Source organism: Aeromicrobium flavum, from assembly GCF_007992115.1.
Taxonomy (GTDB): domain Bacteria; phylum Actinomycetota; class Actinomycetes; order Propionibacteriales; family Nocardioidaceae; genus Aeromicrobium; species Aeromicrobium flavum.
Genome location: NZ_BJZQ01000001.1, coordinates 363,926 through 388,450, shown reverse-complemented (window position 1 = coordinate 388,450; position 24,525 = coordinate 363,926). Strand labels below are relative to the sequence as shown.

Below are 24,525 nucleotides of genomic sequence, written 5' to 3'. Positions count from 1 at the left end.
GAGGTGCACCCTAACGGCTGGCGAGCGCCTCCATGGCCGCTGTCACCAGGACCTCGGGCTCGACCGTCTCACCGGTCATCAGGGCGACCTGCAGCACCGCCTGGTGGGCCAGCAGGTCCAGTCCGGTGACGAGGGCGCGGCCGTCCGACTGGGCCGACCGCATCAGCGTGGTGGGCCACGGGTCGTAGACGACGTCGAACACGGCGGACGCGGTGCCGGTGTAGGCGTGCTCGTGCCCCGCCAATGCCGCTCCGGGCACGGTCGACACGAGCAGGTCGACGGTCTCGGTGACGTCGAGCTGCAACGGCACGACCGACACCGACAGGCCGAGCTTCTCGACGGCGCGCGCGGTGGTGGCCGCCCGGTCGGTGTCGCGGACCCGCAGCTCGATCTCGCGCGCGCCGAGGCGCTGGCAGGCCAGCGCCACCGAGGCCGCGGTGGCCCCCGCGCCGAGGATGCGCACGGAGCTCAGCCTGTCGACGCCGACCTCGCGCAGCGCGTTCATGGCGCCGGGGACGTCGGTGTTGGCCGCCGACCAACCCCCGTCGATCGCGACGAGGGTGTTGGCGACCCCGAGTGCCACGACGTGGGCGTCGCGCTCGGACGCGAGCGTCGCGGCCTCGCGCTTCAGCGGCGCGGTGACCGAGTAGCCGCGCCAGCCCTCACGGTGCTCGGAGACGAACTCGGTGAGCTCGCCGTCCTGGACGTCGAAGGCGCCGTAGCTCCAGTCGAGCCCGAGCACGCCGTAGGCGGCCCGGTGCATCGCCGGCGACAGCGAGTGGGCGATGGGGGAACCGAGGACGGCGCACCTCACCTCAGCCACCACACGAGCCGGCGCCGTACTCCGCCTGGCAGTCGGCCGTGTGCTTGCCGAAGTCCTCGTTGTAGATCACCGAGCCGTCCTTCGTCGCGAAGAAGTACAGCCACGGGCCCTCGGCCGGGTTGAGCGCCGCCTCGATCGAGGCCTCGCCCGGCGAGCCGATGGGTCCCGGGGGCAGCCCGGCGTGCTGGTACGTGTTGTAGAGCGACGGGTTGGCGCGCTCCTCGGCCGTGGTCCAGACGTCGCCCTTGCGCTCGCTGACGTACGACACCGTCGAGTCCAGCTGCAGCGGCATCCCCTGCTCGATGCGGTTGTAGAGGACGCGGGCGATCTTGGCGTAGTCCTCGGGCTTCTGGCCCTCGTACTCGAGGATGCTGGCGACGGTGAGGACCTCCTCGCCCGACAGGCCGAGCGCCGGGGCGCGCGAGCCGATGTCGAGGTCCTTGGCGACCCGGAGCGTCTGCTCGACCATCCGCGTCAGCACGTCCTTGGCGTCCTCGCCCGGCTCGACGAAGTACGTCTCGGGGTACAGGTAGCCCTCGGGGTTGCCGTTGGCGAACTCGGGCAGGCCGATGGACGCGGGGTCGTCGAGGGCGGCCTCGAGGTCCTTGGCGTCGAGCTCGGTGTTCTTGGCGATGATCTCGACGATCTGCCCCACCCGCGCGCCCTCGGGCACCGTGAACTTCGCCTGGACCCGCGCCGACGGGTCGACGAGGGCGGTCAGCGCGGCCTCGGCCGACATCTGCTGGCGCAGGCGGTACGTGCCGGGCTGGATCTGCTGGGCCCGCGCGTCGGTGAGGCTCAGCTGGTAGAACGCCTCGGACGACTTGACGACGTCCTCCTCGGCCAGCAGCCGGGCGATCTGGATGCCGTTGGCGCCGGACGGGATCGCCACCTCGACCTGGCCCGTGCCGGAGCCGGAGTAGTCCTCGGCCCCGCCCATGCGGTCCATCACCTTCGTGACGACGACGTAGCCGCCGATGAGGATCGCGATGACCGCCAGCAGCGCCAGGACGTTGCGCAGTCCCTTCTTCTTCGCCGGGGGCGGCTCCTCCCGGCGTCGCGAGCCGGGGCCCGCGGGTCGGGGCTCGTCAGGTCCGGTGAGGATCTCCAGACCGCCGTCGCCGTCACTCATGCGTCGTTCCCTTCGTCACGTCGACGACCTCGCCGGGCGCGGTTCCGCGCGTCTTCTCGGCATCGATCGCCGACTGCAGAATCACCACGGCGGCCGCCTGGTCGATGACCGCGCGTGAGGACTTCGTCGTGCGCCCACTCGCGTGCAGCTGGGCCTGGCCCGCCACCGTCGAGAGTCGTTCATCGATCAACCGTACCGAAACCCCCGGCATGGCAGCATCGAGCGCCACCGCGAGCTCGCCGGCGAACGCCCGCACCTTGATCGCGGCGGGACCCTCGCGACCGGACATCCCCAGCGGCAGGCCCGCGACGACCTCGAGCACCTCGTACTCCTGCGCCAGCGCGACGAGGCGAGCGATGGCCTGCGGTCCGGCGGCGACGGTCTCGACCGGGGTGGCGATCAGCCCGTCCGGGTCGCACGACGCGACACCGATCCGGGCGTCGCCCACGTCGACCCCCAGCCGACGGCCCCTGCGCCACGTCATCCGCGCAGGGCCTCCCGCACGGCGGCGAAAGCCGGGTCGATGCCACCGAGGTCGGTGCCACCGCCCTGGGCCACGTCGGCCTTGCCGCCACCGCGACCGCCGATCCGCTCCCCCACCGTCGCGACGAGCTGCTGGGCCGAGAGGCCGCGGTCGATCGCGGCCGGGTTGAGCGCGACGACGGCCGATGGCTTGTCGCCGGCCGTGCCGATGACGACGACCACGGCCGGACGATCGGTGAGCCGGCCGCGGATGTCTAGCGCGAGCTGGCGCACGTCGCCACCGCCCACGCCCTCGGCGCGGTGGCCGACGAACGCGACGCCGTCGACGTCCTCGGCGGCCTGCGCGAGATCGCCCGCGGCGCCCTGCAGCTCGGCGGTGCGGAGCTTCTCGAGCTCCTTCTCCGTGGCCTTCAGGCGCGAGACGAGGTCCTGGACCCGGGCGGGCACGTCGGCCGGCTTGGTCTTCAGCACCTCGGTGAGCTGCTGCACGAGGTCGCGCTCGCGGGCGAGGTACTCGAAGCCCTCGATGCCGACGAGCGCCTCGACGCGGCGGTTGCCCGCACCGACCGAGGAGTCCGACGTGAGCACGACCGTGCCGATCTGGCTGGAGCGCTCGACGTGCGTGCCGCCGCAGAGCTCGCGCGACCAGGGGCCGCCGATCTCGATGACGCGCACCTCCTCGCCGTAGTTCTCGCCGAACAGCGCCAGGGCGCCGAACTCCTTGGCCTCGGGCAGCGTCATGAAGTGCTGCGAGACCTGCAGGTCCTCGCGCAGCGCCCGGTTCGAGACGTGCTCGACCTGGTGCAGCTGCTCGGGGTCGAGCGCGCCGCCCCAGCCGAAGTCGAGGCGCAGGTAGCCGGGCCGGTTGTAGGAGCCGGACTGCAGCGCCGTCGGGCCGAGCACCTCGCGCAGCGCGGCGTGCACGACGTGCGTGCCCGAGTGCGCCTGGCGGGCGCCGAGGCGCCACTCGTGGTCGACCTCGGCCGACAGGGCCGCACCGGCCGTCAGCTCGCCGGACTGGATGCGCACCTGGTGGACGACGAGTCCGCGGATGGGCCGCTGGACGTCGAGCACCTCGGCCTGGCCACCGTCCCAGCGCAGGGTGCCGGCGTCGGCGTTCTGGCCGCCGGACTCGGCGTAGAAGCCCGTGCGGTCGAGGACGACCTCGCCGACCTGGCCCTCGGACAGGACCGGGACGCTCGCGCCGCCGGAGAGCAGCGCCAGCACCTTCGACTCGGTGATGAGGTTGGTGTAGGCGACCCAGTCGGTGGGGCCGAACGCGTCGATGGTCTCGCGGTAGACCGTCGTGTCGGCGTGCACGCCCTTCTTCGCCTTGGCGTCGGCCTTGGCGCGGTTGCGCTGCTCGGCCATGAGCGCGCGGAAGCCCTCCTGGTCCACCTCCAGGCCCTGCTCCTGCGCCATCTCCAGCGTCAGGTCGATCGGGAAGCCGTAGGTGTCGTGCAGCTGGAACGCCTGGTCGCCGCTCAGCACCGTGCCGCCGGACTGCTTGGTCTCGCCCGCGGCGACGTCGAAGATCTGCGTGCCCTTGCCGAGCGTCTGGCGGAACGCCTCCTCCTCGGCGTAGGCGATCTGGCTGATGCGCGCGAAGTCGGTCTCGAGCTCGGGGTAGGACGCCTTCATCCGCTCCATGCTGACCGGCAGCAGCTGGGGCAGCGCGGGATCCTCGTAGCCCAGCAGGCGCATCGAGCGCACGGCGCGGCGCAGCAGGCGGCGCAGCACGTAGCCGCGCGACTCGTTGCCGGGCGTGACGCCGTCGCCGATCAGCATCAGGCCGCTGCGGACGTGGTCGGCGATCACGCGGAAGCGCACGTCGTCGCCGTGGTCGGCGCCGTACGCGCGACCGCTCAGCTCGGCGGCCTTGGCGATGACCGGGTAGACCTCGTCGATCTCGTAGAGGTTCTCCTTGCCCTGCAGCAGGTAGGCGACGCGCTCCAGGCCCATGCCGGTGTCGATGTTCTGGTGCGGCAGGGGGCCGACGACGTCGAACTGGTCCTTGGCGACCACGTTCGTGATCTCCTCCTGCATGAAGACCAGGTTCCAGATCTCCAGGAAGCGGTCCTCGTCGGCCTCGGGGCCGCCGTCGGGCCCGTACTCCGGGCCACGGTCGACGTAGATCTCCGAGCACGGGCCACCGGGGCCGGGCACGCCCATGTGCCAGTAGTTGTCGAGCAGGCCGCGGTTCTGGATCCGCTCGTCGGGCAGGCCCGCGACGCGGCGCCAGATCTCGCGCGACTCGGTGTCGGTGTGCAGGACGGTGACCCAGATCTTCTCGGGGTCGAACCCCAGGCCGCCGTCGTCGACCGAGCCGGTGATGAGCTCCCAGGCGTGCGTGATCGCACCTTCCTTGAAGTAGTCACCGAAGCTGAAGTTGCCGTTCATCTGGAAGAACGTGCCGTGCCGGGTGGTCTTGCCGACCTCCTCGATGTCGAGGGTGCGCACGCACTTCTGCACGCTCGTGGCGCGCTCGAACGGGGGCGTCTCCTGGCCGAGGAAGTACGGCTTGAACGGCACCATGCCGGCGTTGACGAACAACAGGTTCGGGTCGTCGAACAGCAACGGGGCCGAAGGCACGACCGTGTGGCCGGCGTTCTCGAAGTGGGAAAGAAATCGGCGCCGGATCTCAGCGGTTTCCATCAGGGAAGTTCCTTCGGTTCGGAGGGGACGGAGGGCTCGGGCAGGGCGAGCCGGAGATCGGGGTCGGAGGCCAGCAGGTGCGTGCGCAGCTGGTGCTCCTTGCTGTGCTTGCCCTCGGCGAGCTCGGCGCGGAAGGCGCGGACGCCGGTGCCGAGCGCGGCTGCCTGGTCGATGAGGCCGGGCATGGAGGCGCGGTAGGCGGCGCGCTTGGCCTTGACGCTCCCGTAGACGCCGGCGGCCGTGCCGGCGACGAACCACACGAGGCGGGCGCTCACGAACCCACCCAGCCGCGGCCCGACGCGGGCGGCGGGTCGTTCGTGGCCCGGGCGGCGGCCTTGGCAGCGCGCTGGCGGGCCCGCTTGCGGGCGCGGTACTCGCGGCGCATCAGCGCGGTGATCCGGTCGCGGCTCTCGGGGCGCAGCGCATGGGCCAGGCCCGCGGCGAAGATGCTCAGCCGCACGCTGGGGCGCGTCATCGAGGCCGCCACCAACTGGTCGTGGGTGGGCTGCACGATCACGCGACCCTCGACGACGCGGACGACCTCGGCGGGCGGCTGCACTTCCCGCTGAGTTTCACGTTCCACCAGCGACACGCCGTCCTCGACGGGCGCAACGTGCAACTCAGCGGGCTCCGGGGGCGCGGCGTGGTGCAGCGCCCGCAGTCGGCGGAGGGCGAGCACGGCGATCACGGCAGCGCCGACCGCCACGACGGCCAGCACGGCCGTGGCGACGAGGATCAGCAGCTGCACGGACATGGAACGAGATTACCGGTCTCGGACGATCGCGCGGATTCGGGCGAGTCGCTCGGCGATGGCCCCTTCGGCCCCATGGGGCCCGGGCCGGTAGTAGTCCGCCCCGTCCACGTCGTCCGGCGCGTACTGCTGCGGCACCACGCCACGGGTGTCGTCGTGGGGGTACACGTAGTCGTGACCGTGGCCCAGCTTCTTGGCCCCGGAGTAGTGCGCGTCACGCAGTGCGGGCGGCACGGCGCCGACCTTGCCGGCCCGGACGTCGGCCATCGCCGCGTCGATCGCGCGGATGACGGCGTTGGACTTCGGCGCCGTCGCGAGGTGGATGACCGCCTGGGCGAGCGGGATGCGCGCCTCGGGAAAGCCGATCATCGCGACGGCCTGCGCGGTCGCCGTGGCCATCGGCAGCGCAGTGGGGTCGGCCATGCCGATGTCCTCACTGGCATGGATCATCAGCCGACGGGCGATGAAGCGCGGGTCCTCCCCCGCCTCGATCATCCGGGCCAGGTAGTGCAGCGCGGCGTCCACGTCGGACCCGCGGATCGACTTGATGAACGCGCTCGTGACGTCGTAGTGCTGGTCGCCCTGGCGGTCGTACCGCACGGCGGCCTTGTCGACCGCGAGCGCCGCGTCGTCGAGCGTGATCTCGTCGTGGCCCTGATCGGTCGCGGCACCGGCAGCGGCCTCCAGGTACGTCAGGCCGCGCCTGCCGTCGCCACCCGCCAGCCGCACGAGGTGGTCGCGGGCGTCGTCGGCGATCTTGAGCTCACCGTCGAAGCCGCGCTCGTCGGCGACGGCCCGGTCGAGCAGGACGGCGATGTCGTCGTCGGTGAGCGGCTGCAGGGTCAGCAGCAGCGAGCGGCTCAGCAGCGGCGAGATCACGCTGAAGTGCGGGTTCTCGGTGGTGGCCGCGACGAGGCTGACCCAGCGGTTCTCGACACCGGGCAGCAGGGCGTCCTGCTGGGCCTTGCTGAAGCGGTGGACCTCGTCCACGAACAGGACGGTCTCTTTGCCGCGCGACAGCGCCTGGCGAGCACCGGCGATGACCTCGCGGACCTCCTTGACGCCGGCGCTGACGGCCGACACCTCCACGAAGCGGCGGTCGGTCTGGCGGCTGATCAGGCTGGCCAGCGTCGTCTTGCCGGTGCCCGGAGGCCCCCAGAGCAGAACCGTCAGGGGCGCGTTGCCCTCGATCATCCGGCGCAGCGGCGACCCGGGCGCCAGCAGGTGCTGCTGGCCCACCAGCTCGTCGAGCGACTGCGGCCGCATCCGCACGGCCAGCGGCGCGCTCGAGTGGACGTTGCCCGCAAGGGAGCCACTCGAGTCGCGCCGCGGGTCCGACGGCGCCTGATCCGGAAGATCGAACAGTCCGTCAGCCATGAGGACCAGCCTAGTCGCGCGCCGCCACCCTCGGGCGGCGAGCGACCAGGACGGCTCCGCCCAGCGTCAGCACGAGGTAACCGGCACCTGCCAGCAGGTACCGGGTCCTCAACGCATCGCGGCACTCGTACCGGTCCACCTGGACGCCGGACTCACGCAGCTGCTTGGCCGAGTAGGCGTCGAGTTCGATGTGGTTCACGCCGTAGGGGGTGGCGCGGTTGTTGCACGTCGTGCCGTCGATCGTCAGCGGCGTCGCTGTCGCGAGCCACGCCCCGATCGTCGCCGCCACGAGCACTGCGACAGCGATGAGGGCGCGACGTGACCTCCGTGCGGCTCGGGCCAGTGCCGCGGCACCGACGGCGAAGACGACGACGACGCACGGCCACGAGCCCAAGATCTCCCACATGGGGCTGCATCCTGCCAGTGATCTCGCGCGAGATCAGGTCACTCCCCCGTGCGGCCGTCGATGCACTCGCGCAGCAGGTCGGCGTGCCCGCAGTGGCGCGCGTACTCCTCGATCATGTGGACGAGGAGGTCGCGGATCGGGACGCGCTCCCCGCGCCGCGGCAGCTCACGGCCGAGGTCGCCCTCGTCGATGCCGGCGAGCCACTCCTCGGCACGCGCGATCTGCGACCGCAGAGCCGCGAACGCCTCGTCGACGCACTCCTGCGTGCCGACGGCCTCGTTGAAGTCGGCGTCGCGGTCCTGGTCCTTGAGGAACAGCGCCGGCTCCGACGAGCCCTGCGCGACCGTCACGAACCAGTGGTGCTCGACGTACGCCATGTGACGGACCAGCCCGAGCAGCGACAAGGCGCTGGGCGGCACGCTGCGCTGCGCGAGCTGCTCCGGCGAGAGGTCCTCGCACTTCCGCTGGAACGTCTGGCGGTAGTGCGCCAGGTACTCCGCGTAGTTGGCCCTCTCGCCGCCGGCGGTCACGACGCGTCGTCGTCCTTCTCGTCCTCGTCGGGCTCGGCGTCGACACCGGCCTCGGCGCGCTGCTCGGCCGTGATCGGCGCCGGAGCCGCGGTGAGCGGGTCGTAGCCACCGCCGGACTTCGGGAACGCGATCACGTCGCGGATCGAGTCGGCACCGGCCAGCAGCGCGACCGTGCGGTCCCAGCCGAACGCGATGCCGCCGTGCGGCGGGGCGCCGTACTTGAACGCCTCGAGCAGGAAGCCGAACTTCTCCTGCGCCTCCTCGGCGCCGATGCCCATGATCTCGAAGACGCGCTTCTGCACGTCCTCGCGATGGATGCGGATCGAGCCGCCGCCGACCTCGTTGCCGTTGCAGACGATGTCGTAGGCCTGCGCCAGCGAGTCGCCGGGCGTGGCCAGGGTCTCGGGGTCCTGCGGGGCGGTGAAGGCGTGGTGCACCGCGGTCCACTCGCCGCCACCGACGGCCACGTCGCCGGAGTCGAGCTCGCTGACCGACTCGAACATCGGCCAGTCGACGACGAACGCGAAGGCCCACGCCGACTCGTCGATGAGGTTCTCGCGCCTGGCGATCTCGATGCGCGCGGCCCCGAGCAGCTGGCGCGAGCTCTTGACCGGGCCGGCCGAGAAGTACACGGCGTCGCCGGGCTTCGCGCCGGCAGCCTCGACGAGGCCCTCGCGCTCGGCGTCGGACAGGTTCTTGGCGACGGGGCCGGTCAGGCTGCCGTCCTCCTGCACCAGCACGTAGGCCAGGCCGCGGGCGCCGCGCTGCTTGGCCCACTCCTGCCAGCCGTCGAGCGTGCGACGGGCCTGCGACGCGCCACCGGGGTGCACGACCGCGCCGACGTACGGCGCCTGGAACACGCGGAACGGCGTGTCCTTGAAGTAGTCGGTCAGCTCGACCAGCTCGAGGTCGAAGCGCAGGTCGGGCTTGTCCGAGCCGTACTTGCGCATCGCGTCGGCGTAGGTGATCCGCGGGAACGGCGTGGGCAGCTCGACGTCGATCAGCTTCCACAGCGCGACGTAGATCTCCTCGGCCAGCGCCATGACGTCGTCGGGCTCGACGAAGCTCATCTCGATGTCGAGCTGGGTGAACTCGGGCTGGCGATCGGCGCGGAAGTCCTCGTCGCGGTAGCAGCGCGCGATCTGGTAGTACCGCTCGAGGCCGCCGACCATGAGCAGCTGCTTGAACAGCTGCGGGCTCTGCGGCAGGGCGTACCAGCTGCCCGGACGCAGGCGGGCCGGCACGAGGAAGTCGCGGGCGCCCTCGGGCGTCGAGCGGGTCAGCGTGGGGGTCTCGACCTCGACGAAGTCGTGGCCCTCCAGGACCCGGCGAGCGGCGGCGTTGACCTTCGAGCGCAGGCGCATGGCGTGGGCCGGGGCGGGCCGGCGCAGGTCGAGGTAGCGGTGCTTGAGGCGCGCCTCCTCCCCCACCTCCACGTGCTCGTCGATGGGGAACGGCAGCGGCTCGGAGCGCGACAGGATCTCGACGTCGTCGGCGATGACCTCGATCTCGCCGGTCGGGATCGCGGCGTTCTCGTTGCCCTCGGGACGGCGCTGGACCGTGCCGGTGACCTTGAGGCAGAACTCGCTGCGCAGCTGGTGGGCGACGTCCTCGCGGACGACGACCTGGGCGACGCCGCTGGCCTCGCGCAGGTCGATGAAGGCGACTCCGCCGTGGTCGCGGCGGCGGGCGACCCAACCGGCGAGCGTGACGCTCTCACCGATGTTCGCTGCCGTCAGGGTTCCGGCGTCATGGGTGCGGATCACGCTGTCGTCTCCTTGTGGGTCACCTGCGGTCGCAGGTCGGTCTGGGGCGGTGTCCAGGCGTCGGGATCGGCCGACACCTGCTCACCGGTGCGGATGTCCTTCGCCTGGTGGCCGTCGTCGTTGACGAACCAGACGAAGGGAATGCCGCGGCGCTCGGCGAAGCGGATCTGCTTGCCGAACTTCTGGGCGTGGGGGGCGACCTCGCAGGCGATGCCGCGGGCGCGCAGGCGCTGGGCGATCGCGTCGCTCTCGGGCCGGGAGTCCTCGTCGTTGACCGCCACCAGCACCACCGACGGCACGGACCGACTGGCGGTGACGCCGCTGCTGGTCAGGACCGACAGCAGTCGCGAGACGCCGATGGACAGGCCGACACCCGGGTAGGTGCGCTTGCCGTCGCTGGCGAGCTGGTCGTAGCGGCCGCCCGAGCAGATCGAGCCGAGCGACGGATGCTCGGCAACGCGGGTCTCGAAGACCGTGCCGGTGTAGTAGTCCAGGCCGCGGGCGATGCGCAGGTCGGCGGTGACGGTCACGCCCTCGACCGTGGCACACCCGGCGATGACGGCCTCGAGCTCGGCCAGGCCCTCGTCGAGCATCGGGTGCTCGACGCCGAGGTCGCGCACCTGCTGGACGAACGACGTGTCGGTGGTGACGATGCCCGCGAGCGAGAGGCAGGCGTTCGCCTGGGCCTCGGTGAGTCCCTGCTCGCCCAGCAGGTCGGCGATCTTGTCGCCCGACAGCTTGTCGAGCTTGTCGATCACCTGCATGACCGCGGTGGGCTGCTCGACGCCCAGGCCGAGGTAGAAGCCCTCGAGCACCTTGCGGTTGCTGACCTGCAGCGTCATGGACAGGCCCGGGATCGGCAGCCCCGCCAGCGCCTCGGCCATGACCCGGGCGACCTCGACGTCGAAGTGGAACGGCAGCGTGCCGTCGCCGACGATGTCGATGTCGGCCTGGGTGAACTCGCGGAAGCGGCCGGCCTGCGGGCGCTCGCCACGCCACACCTTCTGGATCTGGTAGCGACGGAACGGGAACTGCAGGTGGCCGGCGTTCTCGACCACGTACCGCGCGAACGGCACCGTGAGGTCGAAGTGCAGCGCCAGCTCGGAGGCCTCCGACTCGTCGGCGTGCAGGCGGCGAACGGCGTAGACCTCCTTGTCGATCTCGCCCTTGCGCAGCAGGGTCTCGAGCGGCTCGACGGCCCGCGTCTCGATGTTGCCGAAGCCGTGCAGCTCGAAGACGCCGCTGAGGTGGTCGAGGACCGCTCGCTCGACGCTGCGCTCGGCAGGTAGGAATTCCGGGAAGCCGCTGAGCTTGCTCACGCGGTCAGCTCCGCGAGGAACGGGTTGGTCTGCTTCTCGCGGCCGATCGAGGACTGCTGGCCGTGACCGGGCAGCACGACGACGTCGTCGGGCAGCGACAGCACCTTGGTCTGCAGGCTGCGCAGCATCTCGGCGTGGTCGCCGCCGACGAGATCGGTGCGGCCGATCGAGCCGAAGAACAGGAAGTCGCCCGAGAACATGATCTGCGAGACGGGCTCGGGGCCGGTGTAGTCCAGCCGGTACGCCACGGTGCCCGGCGTGTGGCCGGGGCAGTGGTCGACGGTGATCGTCAGGTCGCCCACCTCGATCGTGGCGCCGTCGACGGCGTCGCGGACGTCGGCGGGCTCGCCGAACTGCGACTCGTCGATCTCGCCGAGCTGCGCGCGCAGCATCGCGGCCGACTCGTTCGAGATCGCCGCCATCGGGTCGTTCAGCAGGTGCCGGTCGGCCGGGTGGATCCACAGCGGGCAGCCGTACTCGTCGGCGACCTTGGCCGCGTCCCACATGTGGTCGAAGTGCCCGTGGGTGACCAGCACCGCGGCCGGGCGCAGGTCGTGCTCGGCGACGACGGCGCGCACCCCCTCGGCGGACTCTTGTCCCGGGTCGACGATCGCGCACGGTGCGCCGGGTTCGGCGGCGACGAAATAGCAGTTCGCCTGCAGCGGTCCGGCGGGGAAGGCGGTGAGAAGCACGCCTGTCAGGGTACGCGAGGACGCCTGCGCGTCGCGAACCTCCTAGACTGACCGCCATGAGCGACTGGGGCCGTGTGGACGCAGATGGAAACGTCTACGTCAAGGAGGGCGACGGCGAGCGGCTGATCGGGCAATGGGTGACCGGCGGGGACGCCGACGAGGCACTCGCGTTCTACACGCGACGCTTCGAGAACCTCGAGACCGAGGTGAACCTGCTGGAGAAGCGGATCGAGGCCGGCACGGTCTCGCCCGACGACGCCGGCAAGGCCGTCGCCACGATCCGCGAGCAGCTCGTCGACGCGCAGGCGATCGGCGACCTGGCCTCGCTGTCGACACGGCTGGACGCCCTGGAGCCCTCGCTCGAGGAGCTGCGCGCCAAGCGCAAGGCCGAGCGCGAGCAGCGCACCGCCGAGGCCACCGAGGCCAAGACCCGCATCGTCGCCGAGGCCGAGAAGATCGGCGCCGGCCAGGACTGGCGCAACGGTGCCGACCGGCTGCGTGCCCTCCTCGACGAGTGGAAGGCGCTCCCCCGGCTCAGCAAGTCGGCCGACGACGAGCTGTGGCACCGCTTCTCCAGTGCCCGCACCGCGTACACGAAGAAGCGCAAGGCCCACTTCGGTGAGCAGAGCGTGCGCCGCGACCAGGCGCAGAAGGTCAAGGAGAAGCTGATCGAGGAGGCCGAGGCGCTCTCGGGCTCCACCGACTGGGGCGCCACCTCCGCCGCCTACCGCGATCTCATGCAGCGCTGGAAGGCCGCCGGCTCCGCGCCGCGCAACGCCGAGGACAAGCTCTGGAAGCGCTTCCGCGCCGCGCAGGACGTGTTCTTCCACGCCCGCGAGGCCGCCAACGCGGCCCAGGAGTCCGAGTTCGCCGAGAACGCCGAGGTCAAGCGCCAGATCCTGGTCGAGGCCGAGGCGCTGCTGCCGATCAAGGACCTCGAGGCCACCCGCCGCGCGTGGCACGACATCGCCGACCGCTGGGAGGCCGCCGGCAAGGTGCCGCGCGACCAGATCAAGGAGCTCGAGGGCCGCATCCGCGTCGTCGAGAAGGCGATCCGCGACGCCGGCGACCAGGAGTGGAAGCGCACCGACCCCGAGAAGTCGGCCCGCGCGGACGACATGATCACCAAGCTCGAGGACGCCATCGCGGCGATCGAGGCCGACATCGCCCGGGCCGAGGCCGCCGGCGACGCCAAGAAGGTGGCCTCGCTGCGCGAGAACCTCGAGTCGCGTCAGGCCTTCCTCGACATCGCCCAGCGCACCGCCTCCGACTTCGGCTGAGCCGCTCCCTCGCTGATCGAGTGCCGGCGAGCGAAGCGAGACGGAGTATCGAGATCATGAGTCTCGACGCCAGTTCCTCTTCTTGGCGAGACCGGGGAGAAGGTGGAACTTTCCCCGCATGAGGGCCTCGCGCTTCGCTCGTGACCACCCCTGGATCCTCTTCTCCGCTGCGAACGCATCAGCCACGGACTCGAACGCGTACGACCAGAGCAGCTCGACGGGCAGGCGACGCTTCGTGTACTCCGCGCCGGTGCCGGTTCGGTGCTGGTGCAGTCTCGCCTCGAGGTGGCGTGTGCTGCCGACGTAGTACGAGCCGTCGGAGCAGCGGAGGATGTAGACGTGGGCCATCGGACCAGCGTCCCGCGCCTCGATCCAACAGAGGCCGTCATCCACAGGTGATCTCGATACGCCGCTCGCTGCGCTCACGAGCTACTCGATCACCGAGACCGCTGATCGAGTACCGGCGAGCGAAGCGAGACGGAGCATCGAGATCTCGACGCCTACTGCGTGACGCGGTAGGCGTCGAAGACGCCGGGCACGTTGTTGACCGCCTTGAGGACCGAGCCCAGGTGCTTGGCGGCGCCCATCTCGGACCAGCGTCCCGCGCATCGATCAACAGAAACCGTCATCCACAGATGATCTCGACGTCTACTGGGTGACGCGGTAGGCGTCGAAGACGCCGGGCACGTTGTTGACGGCCTTGAGGACCGAGCCCAGGTGCTTGGCGTCGCCCATCTCGAAGGTGAAGCGGCTCTTGGCGACACGGTCGCGTCCGGTGCTGAGCGTGGCCGACAGGATGTTGACGTGCTGGTCGGAGATCACCTTGGTGATGTCCGACAGCAGGTGCGGACGATCCAGCGCCTCGACCTGCATCGCCACGAGGAACGTCGTCTTCGCGTTCGCGATCCAGCGGACGCCCACGACGCGCTCGGTCTGGTCGGCCAGTTCGGCGAAGTTCACGCAGTCGGCACGGTGCACCGAGATCCCGGAGCCGCGCGTCACGAAGCCGCGGATGTCGTCGCCGGGCACCGGCGTGCAGCAGCGCGCCAGCTTGACCAGCAGGTCACCGGACACGCCGATGACCTCGACGCCGGCGTCGCCGCGGGACGCGACCGACGCCCGGCTGGACGAGATCGGCATCGCCGTGGCCTCGGCCGCCTCCTCCTCGGCGCCCTCGCGGCCGCCGGCGAGGTCGATGACCCGGTCGACGACATGCTGCGGACCGACGTTGTTCTCGCCGACCGCCGCGTACAGCGTCGACACGTCGGCGTAGCCCATCTCCTTGGCCACCGTGTCGAGGTTCGCCTGCCGGAACAGGCGATGCATCGGCAGGCCCTCCTTGCGCATCTGCTTGGCGATGAGGTCCTTGCCGTGGTCGATGGCCTCCTCGCGGCGCTCCTTCGTGAACCACTGGCGGATCTTGTTCTTGGCGCGGGGGCTCTTGACGAACTCGAGCCAGTCGCGGCTCGGGCCGGCGGTGGGCGACTTCGACGTGAAGATCTCGACCACGTCGCCGCTCTGCAGCTCGGACTCCAGCGACACGAGACGTCCGTTGACCCGGGCGCCGACGCACGAGTGCCCCACCTCGGTGTGGACGCCGTACGCGAAGTCGACGGGCGTGGCGCCGGCCGGCAGCTGGATCAGGTCGCCGCGCGGCGTGTACGCGTAGACGCCCGCGTTCTGCATCTCGAAGCGGAGCGAGTCCAGGAAGTCGGTGGAGTCCTCGGTCTCGGACTGCCAGTCGACGAGCTCGCGCAGCCACACCATCTCGCTGCCGCTGGGCCCGCCCTTGTCGGCCTTGCTGCCGACCGCGGCCAGCGACTCGGCCTTGTACTTCCAGTGCGCGGCGACGCCGAACTCGGCGCGGCGGTGCATGGCGTACGTGCGGATCTGCAGCTCGACGGGCTTGCCCTGAGGACCGATCACCGTCGTGTGCAGCGACTGGTACATGTTGAACTTCGGGACGCTGATGTAGTCCTTGAACCGGCCCGGGATCGGGTTCCAGCGCGCGTGCAGCACGCCGAGCACGGCGTAGCAGTCGGCGACGTCCTCGACGAGGATGCGCACGCCGACGAGGTCGAAGATGTCGGAGAACTCGCGGCCGCGGACCAGCATCTTCTGGTAGATCGAGAAGTAGTGCTTGGGCCGGCCGGTGACGCCGGCCTTGATCTTGGCGTGACCGAGGTCGGAGTTGACGTCGCGGATGACCCGCTCGAGGAACGCCTCGCGCGACGGCGCGCGCTCGGCGACGAGGCGCACGATCTCGTCGTAGACCTTGGGGTGCAGGGTCGCGAACGCGAGGTCCTCCAGCTCCCACTTGATCATGTTCATGCCCAGGCGGTGCGCCAGCGGGGCGAAGATCTCGATCGTCTCGCGCGCGATGCGCTCCTGCTTGTCCTGGCGCAGGTAGCGCAGCGTGCGCATGTTGTGCAGGCGGTCGGCCAGCTTGATGACCAGGACACGGATGTCGCGCGCCATCGCGACGACCATCTTGCGGATCGTCTCGGACTGCGCGGAGTCGCCGTACTTGACCTTGTCGAGCTTCGTGACGCCGTCGACCAGGTGCACGACCTCGTCACCGAAGTCCTTGCGCAGCTGCTCGATCGTGTACGAGGTGTCCTCGACGGTGTCGTGCAGCAGGGCGGCGCACAGCGTCGGCGCGGTCATGCCCAGCTCGGCCAGGATCGTCGCGACGGCCAGCGGGTGCGTGATGTACGGGTCGCCGCTCTTGCGCTTCTGGCCCTCGTGCATCTGGGCCGCGACGGCGTAGGCCTTCTCGATCGACGCGACGTCGCCCTTGGGGTGGGTGTCGCGGTAGATCTTGATCAGCGGGTCGAGCACCGGGTTGCCGCCGCCGGTGGACTTGCCACCGATGCGCGCCAGCCGGCTGCGCACGCGCGCGGACGTGCTCGCCGTGTCCTGGCTCTTGGACTCGGCCGCCCGGGTGGGGGTTCCCTCGGTGCGCTCAGCCACGCGTGCCTCCTTCAGTCCATCCTACGGAGGTGACGTCAGACGGCGCCGGAGATCACCGTCGCGAGCACGCCCAGCACGAGCGCGGCGATGGCGATGACGGCGACGATGCGGACGGTGCGCTGGCTCATCAGTACTCCAACAGGGCGGTGAGCGGGACGTCGACGAGCGCGTCGCGGCCCCGCAGGGCGGGCAGTTCGATCAGCACGAGGGCACCGGCGACCTGGGCCTCGGCACGCTCGAAGAGGCGGACGGCGGCGGCCAGGGTGCCGCCGGTGGCCAGCACGTCGTCGACGATGAGCACCCGGCTGCCGGCGGTGACGGCGTCGGTGTGGATCTCGACGACGGCGTCGCCGTACTCCAGCGAGTAGGACTCCGAGAGCACGTCGGCGGGCAGCTTGCCGGCCTTGCGCACCGGCACGAGGCCGATGCCGAGCTCCTGGGCGATCAACGGCGCGAGCAGGAATCCGCGCGCCTCGACACCGGCGACGACGTCGATCGGGCCGAACGCGCGGGCCTCGTCCACGAGGGCGGTGACCGTGGCGGACAAGCCCTGCGGGTCGGCCAGCAACGGGGTGATGTCACGGAAGGTGACGCCGTCCTCCGGCCAGTTCTCGATGGCGCGGATCAGGCCGTCGGCGACCTGCGGGTAGTCGCTCATCCCGGGGCGTCCGACACCTCGGCGACCGCGGCGCGAGCGACGGTGATGACGACGTTCGGGGCGATCTCGAGGCCGACGGTCTCGTCGTCGAGGGTGCGGATGATGCCGTGGATGCCGCTGCTGATCATGACGCGGGCGCCGGGCTCCAGGGCGTCCTGCATCTTCTTGAGCGCCGTGAACTGGCGCTGCCGCTCGCGCATGGGGCGGATGATCAGCAGGAAGAAGACGACGGCGAGCAGGGCCAGGGGGATGAAGTCGGCGGGCGTCACCGCATGAACTCTAGTCGGCGTCCTCCAGAGGCAGTTGCTCGGAGCCCGCCCCCGGCGGTGCGGAGAGTCCCAGGTGACGCCAGGCGGCCGCGGTGGCGACCCGGCCCCGCGGCGTGCGGGCCAGGAAACCCAGCCGGACGAGGAACGGCTCGGCCAGCTCCTCGACCGTCTCACGCTCCTCGGCGACGGCCACGGCGAGCGTGGTGATGCCCACCGGTCCCCCGCCGAAGTTGCGGCACAGCGCGTCGAGGACGGCACGGTCGAGCCGGTCGAGCCCGAGGTGGTCGACCTCGTAGAGGTCGAGGGCGGCGCGCGCGACCGCGTGGTCGACGGTGCCGTCGGCCCGCACCTCGGCGTAGTCGCGCACCCGGCGCAGCAGGCGGTTGGCGATGCGCGGGGTGCCTCGGGAACGGGACCCGATCTCAGCGGAGGCGTCGGCGCTGACCTGCAGGTCGAGCAGGTCGGCGGAGCGTCGCACGATGCGGTCGAGGTCGGCCGGCTCGTAGTAGTCGAGCTGGGCCGTGAAGCCGAAGCGGTCGCGCAGGGGGCCGGGCAGGAGGCCCGCACGCGTCGTGGCGCCGACGACGGTGAACGGCGGGATCTGCAGCGGGATGGCGGTGGCGCCGGGTCCCTTGCCGACGACGACGTCCACCCGGAAGTCCTCCATCGCCATGTAGAGCAGCTCCTCGGCCGGCCGCGACATCCGGTGGATCTCGTCGATGAACAGCACGTCGCCCTCGTTGACCCCCGAAAGGATCGCCGCGAGGTCGCCGGCGTGCTGGATCGCCGGGCCACTGGTGAGTCGCAGGGGCGCGGAGAGCTGGTGCGCGATGATCATCGCGATCGTGGTCTTGCCCAGGCCGGGAGGACCGGACAGCAGCACGTGGTCGGGCGTACGGTCGCGCGCGACGGCCGCGTCGAGCACCAGCGCCAGCTGCTCGCGGACGCGCTCCTGTCCGATCAGCTCGTCGAGCGTGCGCGGGCGCAGGGCGTTCTCGAACGCGGTCTCCTGCGGGCCGGCGGCCTCGGCGATGATCGACTCGAAGTCCGAGCCCTCCATGTCCATGCTCATCGGCCACGGTCCATCGATCGCAGGGCGTCGCGCAGGACCGTGGAGACGTCGGGGTCGTCGCCCACGCCGTCGGCGACGCGGTCGATCGCGGCGTCGGCGTCCTTGGCGGACCAGCCGAGCCCCACCAGCGCCTCGTGCACCTGGTCGCGCCAGCCGGCCGCGGCCGGGGACACGGACGCGGACGACGCGATCGCGCCGACCCGGTCCTTGAGCTCGACGACGATCCGCTCGGCGCCCTTGCGTCCGATGCCCGGGACCTTGGTCAGCGTGGCGTGGTCGGACGACGCGATCGCGGTGCGCAGCCGGTCGGGCGGCAGGACGGCGAGCATGGCCTGGGCGACCTTGGGCCCGACCCCGCTGGCCGTCTGGACGAGCTCGAACATGTCGCGCTCCTCGGCGTCGGCGAAGCCGTACAGCGTCATCGAGTCCTCACGCACGACCATCGAGGTCCACAGCGTGGCCTCCTGCCCGATCCGCAGGTCGGCGATCGTCGACGGCGTGCACATCACGTGGTACCCGACGCCACCGAGGTCGAGCACGGCGGCGTTGAGCGAGACCGTGGCGACGGTGCCGCGGACGTGGGCGATCATCGGGCGCCTCCCGCGGCGGCGACGGCGGCGGCCAGCCGGTTCTGGGCGGACCCGCGCCACAGGTGGCAGATGGCCAGGGCCAAGGCGTCGGCGGCGTCGGCGGGCTTGGGCGGCGCGTCGAGGCGCAGCAGGCGGGCGACCATGGCGCCCACCTGGGCCTTGTCGGCACGCCCGCTGCCGGTGACGGCGGCCTTGACCTCGGACGGCGTGTGCAGCTGCACCGGCACGCCGTGGCGCGCGGCGACGAGCATCGCGATCGCGCTGGCCTGGGCGGTGCCCATGACGGTGCTGACGTTGTGCTGGCTGAAGACCCGCTCGACCGCCACGACGTCGGGCCGCAGCCTGACCACGATCTCGTCGAGCGCGCGCTCGAGCCGGAGCAGCCGCTTGGCGAGGTCGAGGTCGGCGGGGGTGCGCACGACACCGACGTCCACGAGATCGAGCGGGCGGCCCACGCTGCCCTCGACGACACCGACGCCGCACCGCGTCAGCCCGGGGTCGACACCGAGCACACGAAGGGAACGCATGTTCGACAGCCTAGGCCGTCGTCCCCGCGGACGTGGGTAGCCACGCGGGGAGGGATGGTCAGCCGGTGAGCTCCGCGTCCGGCGTGCGGGCGATCTCGTCGGCCAGCTCCCCCGCCACCCGGCGCGCCGCCGACCGGCCGGCGACCAAGGTGCGGTGGAGAGGCTTGGCCGAGCCGTCGCGCCGCAGTTCGACCGGGTACCGCGCCAGCAGGACCCAGCCGGCGACGGCCAGGACCGGGAGTCCCAGCAGCACCCAGCCGCGGCCGCTGTTGACCAGCACCGGGGTGAGCACCAGGAGGAGAACGAGTCCGACGACCACGAGCAGCGGCCCGAAGCCGCCGGCGCCCTCGCCCCCTCCGATCACGAGGTCGCCGTCGCGTCCTCGGAGGCCGGGACGACCGACACGCACCGTCCACCCGACGCCGTCGGGGGTGCGCACGTGCCGGTCCATGGGCACATCATGGCCCCCGGCAGCCTCAGAGGTCGGCCATGACCTCGTCCGGCGCGTCGAAGTTGGCCCAGACGTTCTGGACGTCGTCGCTGTCCTCGAGCGCGTCGATCAGCTTGATGACCTTGGCGGCGCCCTCGGCGTCGACCTCGACGTTCACGCTCGGCACGAACGAGGCGTCGGCGGAGTCGTAGTCCAGGCCGGCCTCCTGCAGCGCCGTGCGCACCGCGACCAGGTCGCCGGGCTCGCACACGACCTCGAAGCTGCCGTCGTGGTCGTTGACCTCCTCGGCGCCGGCGTCGAGGACGGCCATCAGCACGTCGTCCTCGTTCGTCGGGCCGCCCTCCTGCTCGGCCGGAACGATGATGATGCCCTTGCGACCGAACATGTAGGAGACCGAGCCCGGGTCGGCCATCGTGCCGCCGTTGCGGGTCATCGCGGTGCGGACCTCCATGGCGGCCCGGTTCTTGTTGTCGGTGAGGCACTCGATCAGGAACGCGACGCCGCTGGGGCCGTAGCCCTCGTACATGATCGTCGTGTAGTCGGCCCCGCCGCCTTCGGCGCCACCGCCGCGCTTGACGGCGCGGTCGATGTTGTCGTTGGGGACGGACTGCTTCTTGGCCTTCTGGATCGCGTCGTACAGCGTGGGGTTGCCGTCAGGGTCAGGTCCGCCCGTGCGCGCCGCGACCTCGATGTTCTTGATGAGCTTGGCGAAGAGCTTGCCGCGCTTGGCGTCGATCGCAGCCTTCTTGTGCTTCGTGGTGGCCCATTTGGAGTGACCCGACATGAGTGTCCTTTGCGTAGTCCTAGGTCTGCTTCACCAGGTCGACGAACAGTCCGTGCACTCGATCATCGTCGCCGACCTCGGGGTGGAACGACGTCGCCATGAGGTGGCGCTGCCGAACCGCCACGATTCTACCGTCGGCCTCTCCCCCGTGAACGGTCGCGAGGACTTCGACGTCGGACGAGCCCGACTCGACCCACGGCGCCCGGATGAACACCGCGTGCACCGGGTCGGCCAGGTCGGCGAACTCGAGGTCGGTCTCGAAGGAGTCGACCTGGCGGCCGAAGGCGTTGCGGCGCACCGTGATGTCGAGCCCGCCGAACGTCTCCTGACCGATGATCCCGTCCTCGATCTTCTCGGCCAGCATGATCATCCCGGCACACGTGCCGAACGTGGGCATGCCGCCGTGGATGCGCTCGACGAGCGGGTCGAAGAGGTCGAAGATGCGCGCCAGCTTGCCCATCGTCGTGGACTCGCCGCCGGGGATGATCAGGCCGTCGCAGCGTTCGAGCTCCTCGGGACGCCGAACGCCGAACGCGTCGACGCCGAGTCGCTCGAGAGCCTGTAAGTGCTCGCGCACGTCGCCCTGGAGGGCGAACACACCGATGGAGGTCACCCGCAGAGTGTAATTGCGGAGTAGCGATTCACCCGATCGTGAACTGGATGGTGCGCTCGGAGACCGTTCGCGCGGCCGAGTTGTCCGTGACTCGGAGGTAGAGCGTGTACGTGCCCGACTCGGCCAGGGGCGAGGTTCCGTTGGCCATCAGCGGAACACGCCACGACACCGGAGTCGCAACCGAAGTGGGCACCGCCGGGGTGACACTGGCCGGGCGCCACGTGCCACACCCAATGAAGATGGGATAGCCGGAGTCCGGATCCCAGCATCGGTTGAGCCAGAAGTTGTTGCGCTGGAGCCGGTACTCAACGCGGAGGATGCCGTCACTGTCCGTCGCTGTACCGCAAGGTGCCGCGTTCTGGGCACATGACGCACGCGTCGCGGCCAGCGCGGCTGACGGAGACGTATAGGTCGCCCCGTTCGGCGGCGTGGTGAACACGATCGCCGGCGGAAGGTTGACAGTGCCGCATTGCAGCGCTCCGCCGGAGGTGATCGAGACGGTCGCGCTGCGTGTGCTCTCGGAGAACCACGGCGTCGTTCCGCTCCCCTTGAGTTCGGAGCGCCCGACGACCTGGTAGTTGCCGGCCGTGGCTGCGGCACCGCCGAGCATCGTCCTCGTGATCTGGGTCGCGACGGGGGTGTCGAGAGGGCCCGGCGGCGAGATGCGCAGCACCGGGGTGGCCGGCAGGGGCTGTCCCTCCGGGGCGACGTACCAGACCTGTTGGTAGCGCGGCGAGGCGACGAGCGTCCTGAGAGTGACGGAGTTGCCGCCCGCATCCGTGCTGCAGACAGGCGATCCCCAGTCGAAGATCCGCACGAGGTGGGCGTGGATCTGCCCGGCCTCGAACATGGCAGGATCGGTGAAGAACGCCTCGGTTCGGGGCACCGGCATCAGCGAGGCCGCGGCCAGACCCACGGCGGCCACCGTCGCCGCCGCGGACCCGCCTTTGGCGCGACGTCCCGTGTCCGAACCTGGACGGCGCCACAGATTCGCGATCACGAGCGCCACGAGTAGACCGGCCGCGAACATCGCCCACGGGCTGGACAACCAGTTGGCGAGGTAGCCCAGGTAGGGGACGTCGAAAAAGACGCGGTCGACCTCCGTGACGAGGTATGGCTCCTCGTCGGGGCCGCGGTTCGCGTCGCCTTGCAGGGTGAGACTGACCTGGTCGCCGGCACCCGTGGTGACCTTGACGACGCGGTGCGTCACGCGGATACCGTCGGTGTTGGTCACGGAGACGATGTCGTCGACCTTGACCTCATCGGCGTCGACCGTGCGGGCCAGGCCCAGCGCCCCCGCCTCGATGGCGGGCGCCATCGAGCTGGAGCGGAACACGAGAGGCTGCACCCCAGCGACGACCGTCGCCAGACCGAGGACCAGCGAGATCGCGCCCAGGACGGCCGCCACCCAGAGGACGGTGTTGCCGACGAGGGACAGCACCCGCGTCAGACGCGGCGGGATCACGGCGCGCCGACCTGTTTCCCGTTCAGCGTGACCTGGATGGAGGTCGACTTGCCCTGGAAGGTGTTGGGCGTGGTGGACAAGAGGCCCGCCAGCATGCAGACCTGAATCTGCGCGTTGGCCGCCAGCGTGATCGGGGCGTTACCGGGAGTCACGACTCGGGGTGTGGTCGAGAGCGGGTGGTCCGTCCACCACGTCGCGGTACCCGCCGAGCACGTGCCGGTCCGGTTCACCGCGTCACGCGTACCCGTGTTGGAGGCCACTCCGCCGAGCCGGGTCGTGGCGGTGAGGTACGGGTTCAGGTCGTCCGTGGTCGAGGTGCCGGCGCCGGTGAAGGTCAGCGGCGTCGAGCCGACGTTGCGGATGTGGAGCTCCATGGCGACCGACTCGCCGGGCGAGACGTTGTCGAGCTGCAGCACCGAGTAGTTCCAGTTCTGGTTCAGCCCGACGGCCGACCACTCGACCACGCCGGTCGCGGGGTTCCGACCACCCAACTGCAGGTCGAGGCTGCCGGCCTCGATCTTGCCGGTGGTGAAGGTGGCGTTGTCGGCCCAGTAGGCGCTCGTGCCCACGGCGGCGAAGCCGAGGACGAGCCCCAGGGACAGCAGCAGGCGGACCTGGACCGAGGCGATCCGGTGCCACGCACGGCGCAGCACCTCGCGCACGGTGGTCGCGGTGGTCTCAGACATCTTCACTTTCCTTCTCGCGCCGTCCGGCGGCCGCAAGGGCGGCACCGACGGCCATGGCGATTCCTGCCATCCACACCAGTATCAGGGGGGTTCCCGAGCCCGTGTCCGGCAACCAGCCGGCGGAGCCGGACTCGTCGTCCGACCCGTCCGTGTCGTTCGCCGTCTCGTCGACCGCCTCGGCGAGCCGGACGTCGAACCCCAGGTCGAGCGAGCTCGCCTGCGAGGCGTTGGAGGCCGCGGGGTCGAGGGCGGCCTGCACGTCGACGCGGACGGCCGAGCCGGGCTTGATGCTGACCGAGGTGAGTCCGCCGGACGGGGTGCCGTTGCGCAGGGTGACCCAGGGGCCGCCGCTGCGGGCTCGCAACGTGACCTGCCTCGAGGACATCAGGTCGTCGCCGTCCTCGGATCGCACGGTCGCCGTGAGGCTCGCGTTGGACTGTGCCTGGTTCCGCACCCAGAACGACGCGGTGCGCGTGTCACCCGGCACCCAGACGACGCTCGGGTCGAAGAGCGGCTCGATGAGGCGATCGGCCCACACCGTGCCGTCGGCACTCAGGGCGATCCGGTCGTCGGCCGCCGCGGGCGCGACGGCTCCGCACAGAAGCCCGGTCGTCAACACCGTCACCAACAGCCCCCTCATGAATCGGTCTCTTCGGGCATCCGCCGGGGGCGCACCCGGTCGCGCAGCGCGCCACCGAGCATCCACACCGAGTACAGGCCCAGTCCGCCAGCCACGACGTAGACGGCCGAGTTCCGCTGGTCCTGGCCGAGGGCGTTGCTCATCCAACCCAGCTTCGGGACCGCGTACCAGAGCGTTCCCTTGATCTGGACCGGCCGGACCGGCTCGAGATCCGGATCCTGGTTCGCGTCGCCGCGCGTGACGAAGGACGGCTCGCCGTCCGAGGCGTATCCGACCGAGACGACGCGGTGCGTCACGACGGTGGGCTCGCCCGACTTCAGCTGGTAGGTGATGACGGTTCCGACGCCGATCTTCTCGACGGGGGTCGGCTTGACCACCACGAGGGTTCCCGGCGGGTACTGCGGCTTCATCGATCCGGTCAGGATCGTGTACGGCGTGGCGCCGCCGATCCTGGGGATCAGGACACCCACCGCGATGACCGAGACGGCCCCGAGGATGACGACCCAGGCAAGTGCCTGACCGACCCGACCGAGCGCGCTGGTGCGCTTCGGTGCGGTCGTGTGCGTCGTCATCCTCGTGGCCT

28 protein-coding genes are annotated in these 24,525 nt (G+C 70.8%); 1 reads left to right on the top strand and 27 read right to left on the bottom strand.

Annotated features, from left to right (window positions below; translation table 11 throughout):
* Positions 1–10: 10 nt before the first annotated feature.
* Genes AFL01nite_RS01895 through AFL01nite_RS15540 form a run of 12 tightly spaced genes read right to left on the bottom strand, consistent with a single transcriptional unit; the run spans position 11 to position 11,934 of the window.
* Positions 11–823, bottom strand: coding sequence for a shikimate dehydrogenase (locus AFL01nite_RS01895; RefSeq protein WP_186813772.1), 813 nt, complete (start codon positions 821–823; stop codon positions 11–13).
* Complete coding sequence (gene mltG / locus AFL01nite_RS01890) at positions 816–1,955, bottom strand: endolytic transglycosylase MltG (RefSeq protein ID WP_146825392.1); 1,140 nt, start codon at positions 1,953–1,955, stop codon at positions 816–818. The genes AFL01nite_RS01895 and mltG overlap by 8 nt, the downstream gene beginning before the upstream one ends.
* Positions 1,948–2,439: a Holliday junction resolvase RuvX gene (ruvX, locus tag AFL01nite_RS01885; protein WP_146825391.1), complete on the bottom strand. Its 492-nt coding sequence runs from the start codon at positions 2,437–2,439 to the stop codon at positions 1,948–1,950. The genes mltG and ruvX overlap by 8 nt, the downstream gene beginning before the upstream one ends.
* A complete protein-coding gene (alaS, locus tag AFL01nite_RS01880) occupies positions 2,436–5,093 on the bottom strand; it encodes an alanine--tRNA ligase (RefSeq protein ID WP_146825390.1) in 2,658 nt (885 codons plus the stop codon). Before alaS ends, ruvX begins: the two co-directional genes overlap by 4 nt.
* Positions 5,093–5,368, bottom strand: a complete 276-nt coding sequence (locus AFL01nite_RS01875; protein WP_146825389.1) for a DUF6167 family protein — start codon at positions 5,366–5,368, stop codon at positions 5,093–5,095. Before AFL01nite_RS01875 ends, alaS begins: the two co-directional genes overlap by 1 nt.
* On the bottom strand, positions 5,365–5,847 hold the full coding sequence (locus AFL01nite_RS01870) for a hypothetical protein (RefSeq protein ID WP_146825388.1): 483 nt from the start codon (positions 5,845–5,847) through the stop codon (positions 5,365–5,367). Before AFL01nite_RS01870 ends, AFL01nite_RS01875 begins: the two co-directional genes overlap by 4 nt.
* Before the next feature lie 9 nt (positions 5,848–5,856).
* Entirely contained in the window at positions 5,857–7,221 is a 1,365-nt protein-coding gene (locus tag AFL01nite_RS01865; protein ID WP_146825387.1) for a replication-associated recombination protein A, read from the bottom strand.
* 10 nt (positions 7,222–7,231) lie between these two features.
* Complete coding sequence (locus tag AFL01nite_RS01860) at positions 7,232–7,627, bottom strand: hypothetical protein (RefSeq protein WP_146825386.1); 396 nt, start codon at positions 7,625–7,627, stop codon at positions 7,232–7,234.
* Positions 7,628–7,665: 38 nt separating this feature from the next.
* Positions 7,666–8,157 carry a DinB family protein gene (locus AFL01nite_RS01855; protein WP_146825385.1) on the bottom strand — a complete coding sequence of 164 codons (492 nt, stop codon included), beginning with the start codon at positions 8,155–8,157 and terminating at the stop codon, positions 7,666–7,668.
* Positions 8,154–9,923, bottom strand: coding sequence for an aspartate--tRNA ligase (gene aspS / locus AFL01nite_RS01850; protein ID WP_146825384.1), 1,770 nt, complete (start codon positions 9,921–9,923; stop codon positions 8,154–8,156). Before aspS ends, AFL01nite_RS01855 begins: the two co-directional genes overlap by 4 nt.
* Positions 9,920–11,242, bottom strand: a complete 1,323-nt coding sequence (gene hisS, locus AFL01nite_RS15545; RefSeq protein WP_246119543.1) for a histidine--tRNA ligase — start codon at positions 11,240–11,242, stop codon at positions 9,920–9,922. Before hisS ends, aspS begins: the two co-directional genes overlap by 4 nt.
* Positions 11,239–11,934, bottom strand: a complete 696-nt coding sequence (locus AFL01nite_RS15540) for an MBL fold metallo-hydrolase (RefSeq protein WP_246119542.1) — start codon at positions 11,932–11,934, stop codon at positions 11,239–11,241. Before AFL01nite_RS15540 ends, hisS begins: the two co-directional genes overlap by 4 nt.
* Before the next feature lie 56 nt (positions 11,935–11,990).
* Here AFL01nite_RS15540 and AFL01nite_RS01840 point away from each other — a divergent pair, with 56 nt between their 5' ends.
* Entirely contained in the window at positions 11,991–13,214 is a 1,224-nt protein-coding gene (locus tag AFL01nite_RS01840; protein ID WP_146825383.1) for a DUF349 domain-containing protein, read from the top strand.
* A 54-nt stretch (positions 13,215–13,268) separates the two neighbouring features.
* Here the strand turns inward: AFL01nite_RS01840 and AFL01nite_RS01835 are convergent, their stop codons facing one another.
* The 15 genes from AFL01nite_RS01835 to AFL01nite_RS01770 form a co-directional block, all read right to left on the bottom strand.
* Positions 13,269–13,562, bottom strand: coding sequence for a GIY-YIG nuclease family protein (locus tag AFL01nite_RS01835; protein ID WP_146825382.1), 294 nt, complete (start codon positions 13,560–13,562; stop codon positions 13,269–13,271).
* A 152-nt stretch (positions 13,563–13,714) separates the two neighbouring features.
* On the bottom strand, positions 13,715–13,843 hold the full coding sequence (locus tag AFL01nite_RS15670) for a hypothetical protein (protein WP_281285716.1): 129 nt from the start codon (positions 13,841–13,843) through the stop codon (positions 13,715–13,717).
* Positions 13,844–13,862: 19 nt separating this feature from the next.
* On the bottom strand, positions 13,863–16,187 hold the full coding sequence (locus tag AFL01nite_RS01830; RefSeq protein ID WP_371862808.1) for a RelA/SpoT family protein: 2,325 nt from the start codon (positions 16,185–16,187) through the stop codon (positions 13,863–13,865).
* A 127-nt stretch (positions 16,188–16,314) separates the two neighbouring features.
* Entirely contained in the window at positions 16,315–16,845 is a 531-nt protein-coding gene (locus tag AFL01nite_RS01825; protein ID WP_146825381.1) for an adenine phosphoribosyltransferase, read from the bottom strand.
* Positions 16,842–17,114, bottom strand: a complete 273-nt coding sequence (gene yajC, locus AFL01nite_RS01820) for a preprotein translocase subunit YajC (protein ID WP_146825380.1) — start codon at positions 17,112–17,114, stop codon at positions 16,842–16,844. The genes AFL01nite_RS01825 and yajC overlap by 4 nt, the downstream gene beginning before the upstream one ends.
* 10 nt (positions 17,115–17,124) lie before the next feature.
* A complete protein-coding gene (ruvB, locus tag AFL01nite_RS01815; RefSeq protein ID WP_246119562.1) occupies positions 17,125–18,180 on the bottom strand; it encodes a Holliday junction branch migration DNA helicase RuvB in 1,056 nt (351 codons plus the stop codon).
* Positions 18,181–18,182: 2 nt separating this feature from the next.
* Positions 18,183–18,776, bottom strand: coding sequence for a Holliday junction branch migration protein RuvA (gene ruvA, locus AFL01nite_RS01810; protein ID WP_146825379.1), 594 nt, complete (start codon positions 18,774–18,776; stop codon positions 18,183–18,185).
* Positions 18,773–19,303, bottom strand: a complete 531-nt coding sequence (gene ruvC / locus AFL01nite_RS01805; protein ID WP_146825378.1) for a crossover junction endodeoxyribonuclease RuvC — start codon at positions 19,301–19,303, stop codon at positions 18,773–18,775. Before ruvC ends, ruvA begins: the two co-directional genes overlap by 4 nt.
* A gap of 58 nt (positions 19,304–19,361) precedes the next feature.
* Positions 19,362–19,754 (bottom strand): hypothetical protein, encoded by a 393-nt coding sequence (locus AFL01nite_RS01800; RefSeq protein WP_146825377.1) that lies wholly within the window; start codon positions 19,752–19,754, stop codon positions 19,362–19,364.
* 25 nt (positions 19,755–19,779) lie between these two features.
* Positions 19,780–20,538: a YebC/PmpR family DNA-binding transcriptional regulator gene (locus AFL01nite_RS01795; RefSeq protein ID WP_146825376.1), complete on the bottom strand. Its 759-nt coding sequence runs from the start codon at positions 20,536–20,538 to the stop codon at positions 19,780–19,782.
* A 19-nt stretch (positions 20,539–20,557) separates the two neighbouring features.
* A complete protein-coding gene (pdxT, locus tag AFL01nite_RS01790; protein ID WP_146825375.1) occupies positions 20,558–21,151 on the bottom strand; it encodes a pyridoxal 5'-phosphate synthase glutaminase subunit PdxT in 594 nt (197 codons plus the stop codon).
* Positions 21,152–21,179: 28 nt separating this feature from the next.
* On the bottom strand, positions 21,180–22,592 hold the full coding sequence (locus tag AFL01nite_RS01785; protein WP_281285723.1) for a signal peptidase I: 1,413 nt from the start codon (positions 22,590–22,592) through the stop codon (positions 21,180–21,182).
* 20 nt (positions 22,593–22,612) lie between these two features.
* Complete coding sequence (locus AFL01nite_RS01780) at positions 22,613–23,302, bottom strand: SipW-dependent-type signal peptide-containing protein (protein WP_146825373.1); 690 nt, start codon at positions 23,300–23,302, stop codon at positions 22,613–22,615.
* Positions 23,295–23,927 (bottom strand): LPXTG cell wall anchor domain-containing protein, encoded by a 633-nt coding sequence (locus AFL01nite_RS01775; RefSeq protein WP_146825372.1) that lies wholly within the window; start codon positions 23,925–23,927, stop codon positions 23,295–23,297. Before AFL01nite_RS01775 ends, AFL01nite_RS01780 begins: the two co-directional genes overlap by 8 nt.
* Positions 23,928–23,938: 11 nt before the next feature.
* Positions 23,939–24,514, bottom strand: coding sequence for a signal peptidase I (locus AFL01nite_RS01770; protein WP_146825371.1), 576 nt, complete (start codon positions 24,512–24,514; stop codon positions 23,939–23,941).
* Positions 24,515–24,525 lie beyond the last annotated feature (11 nt).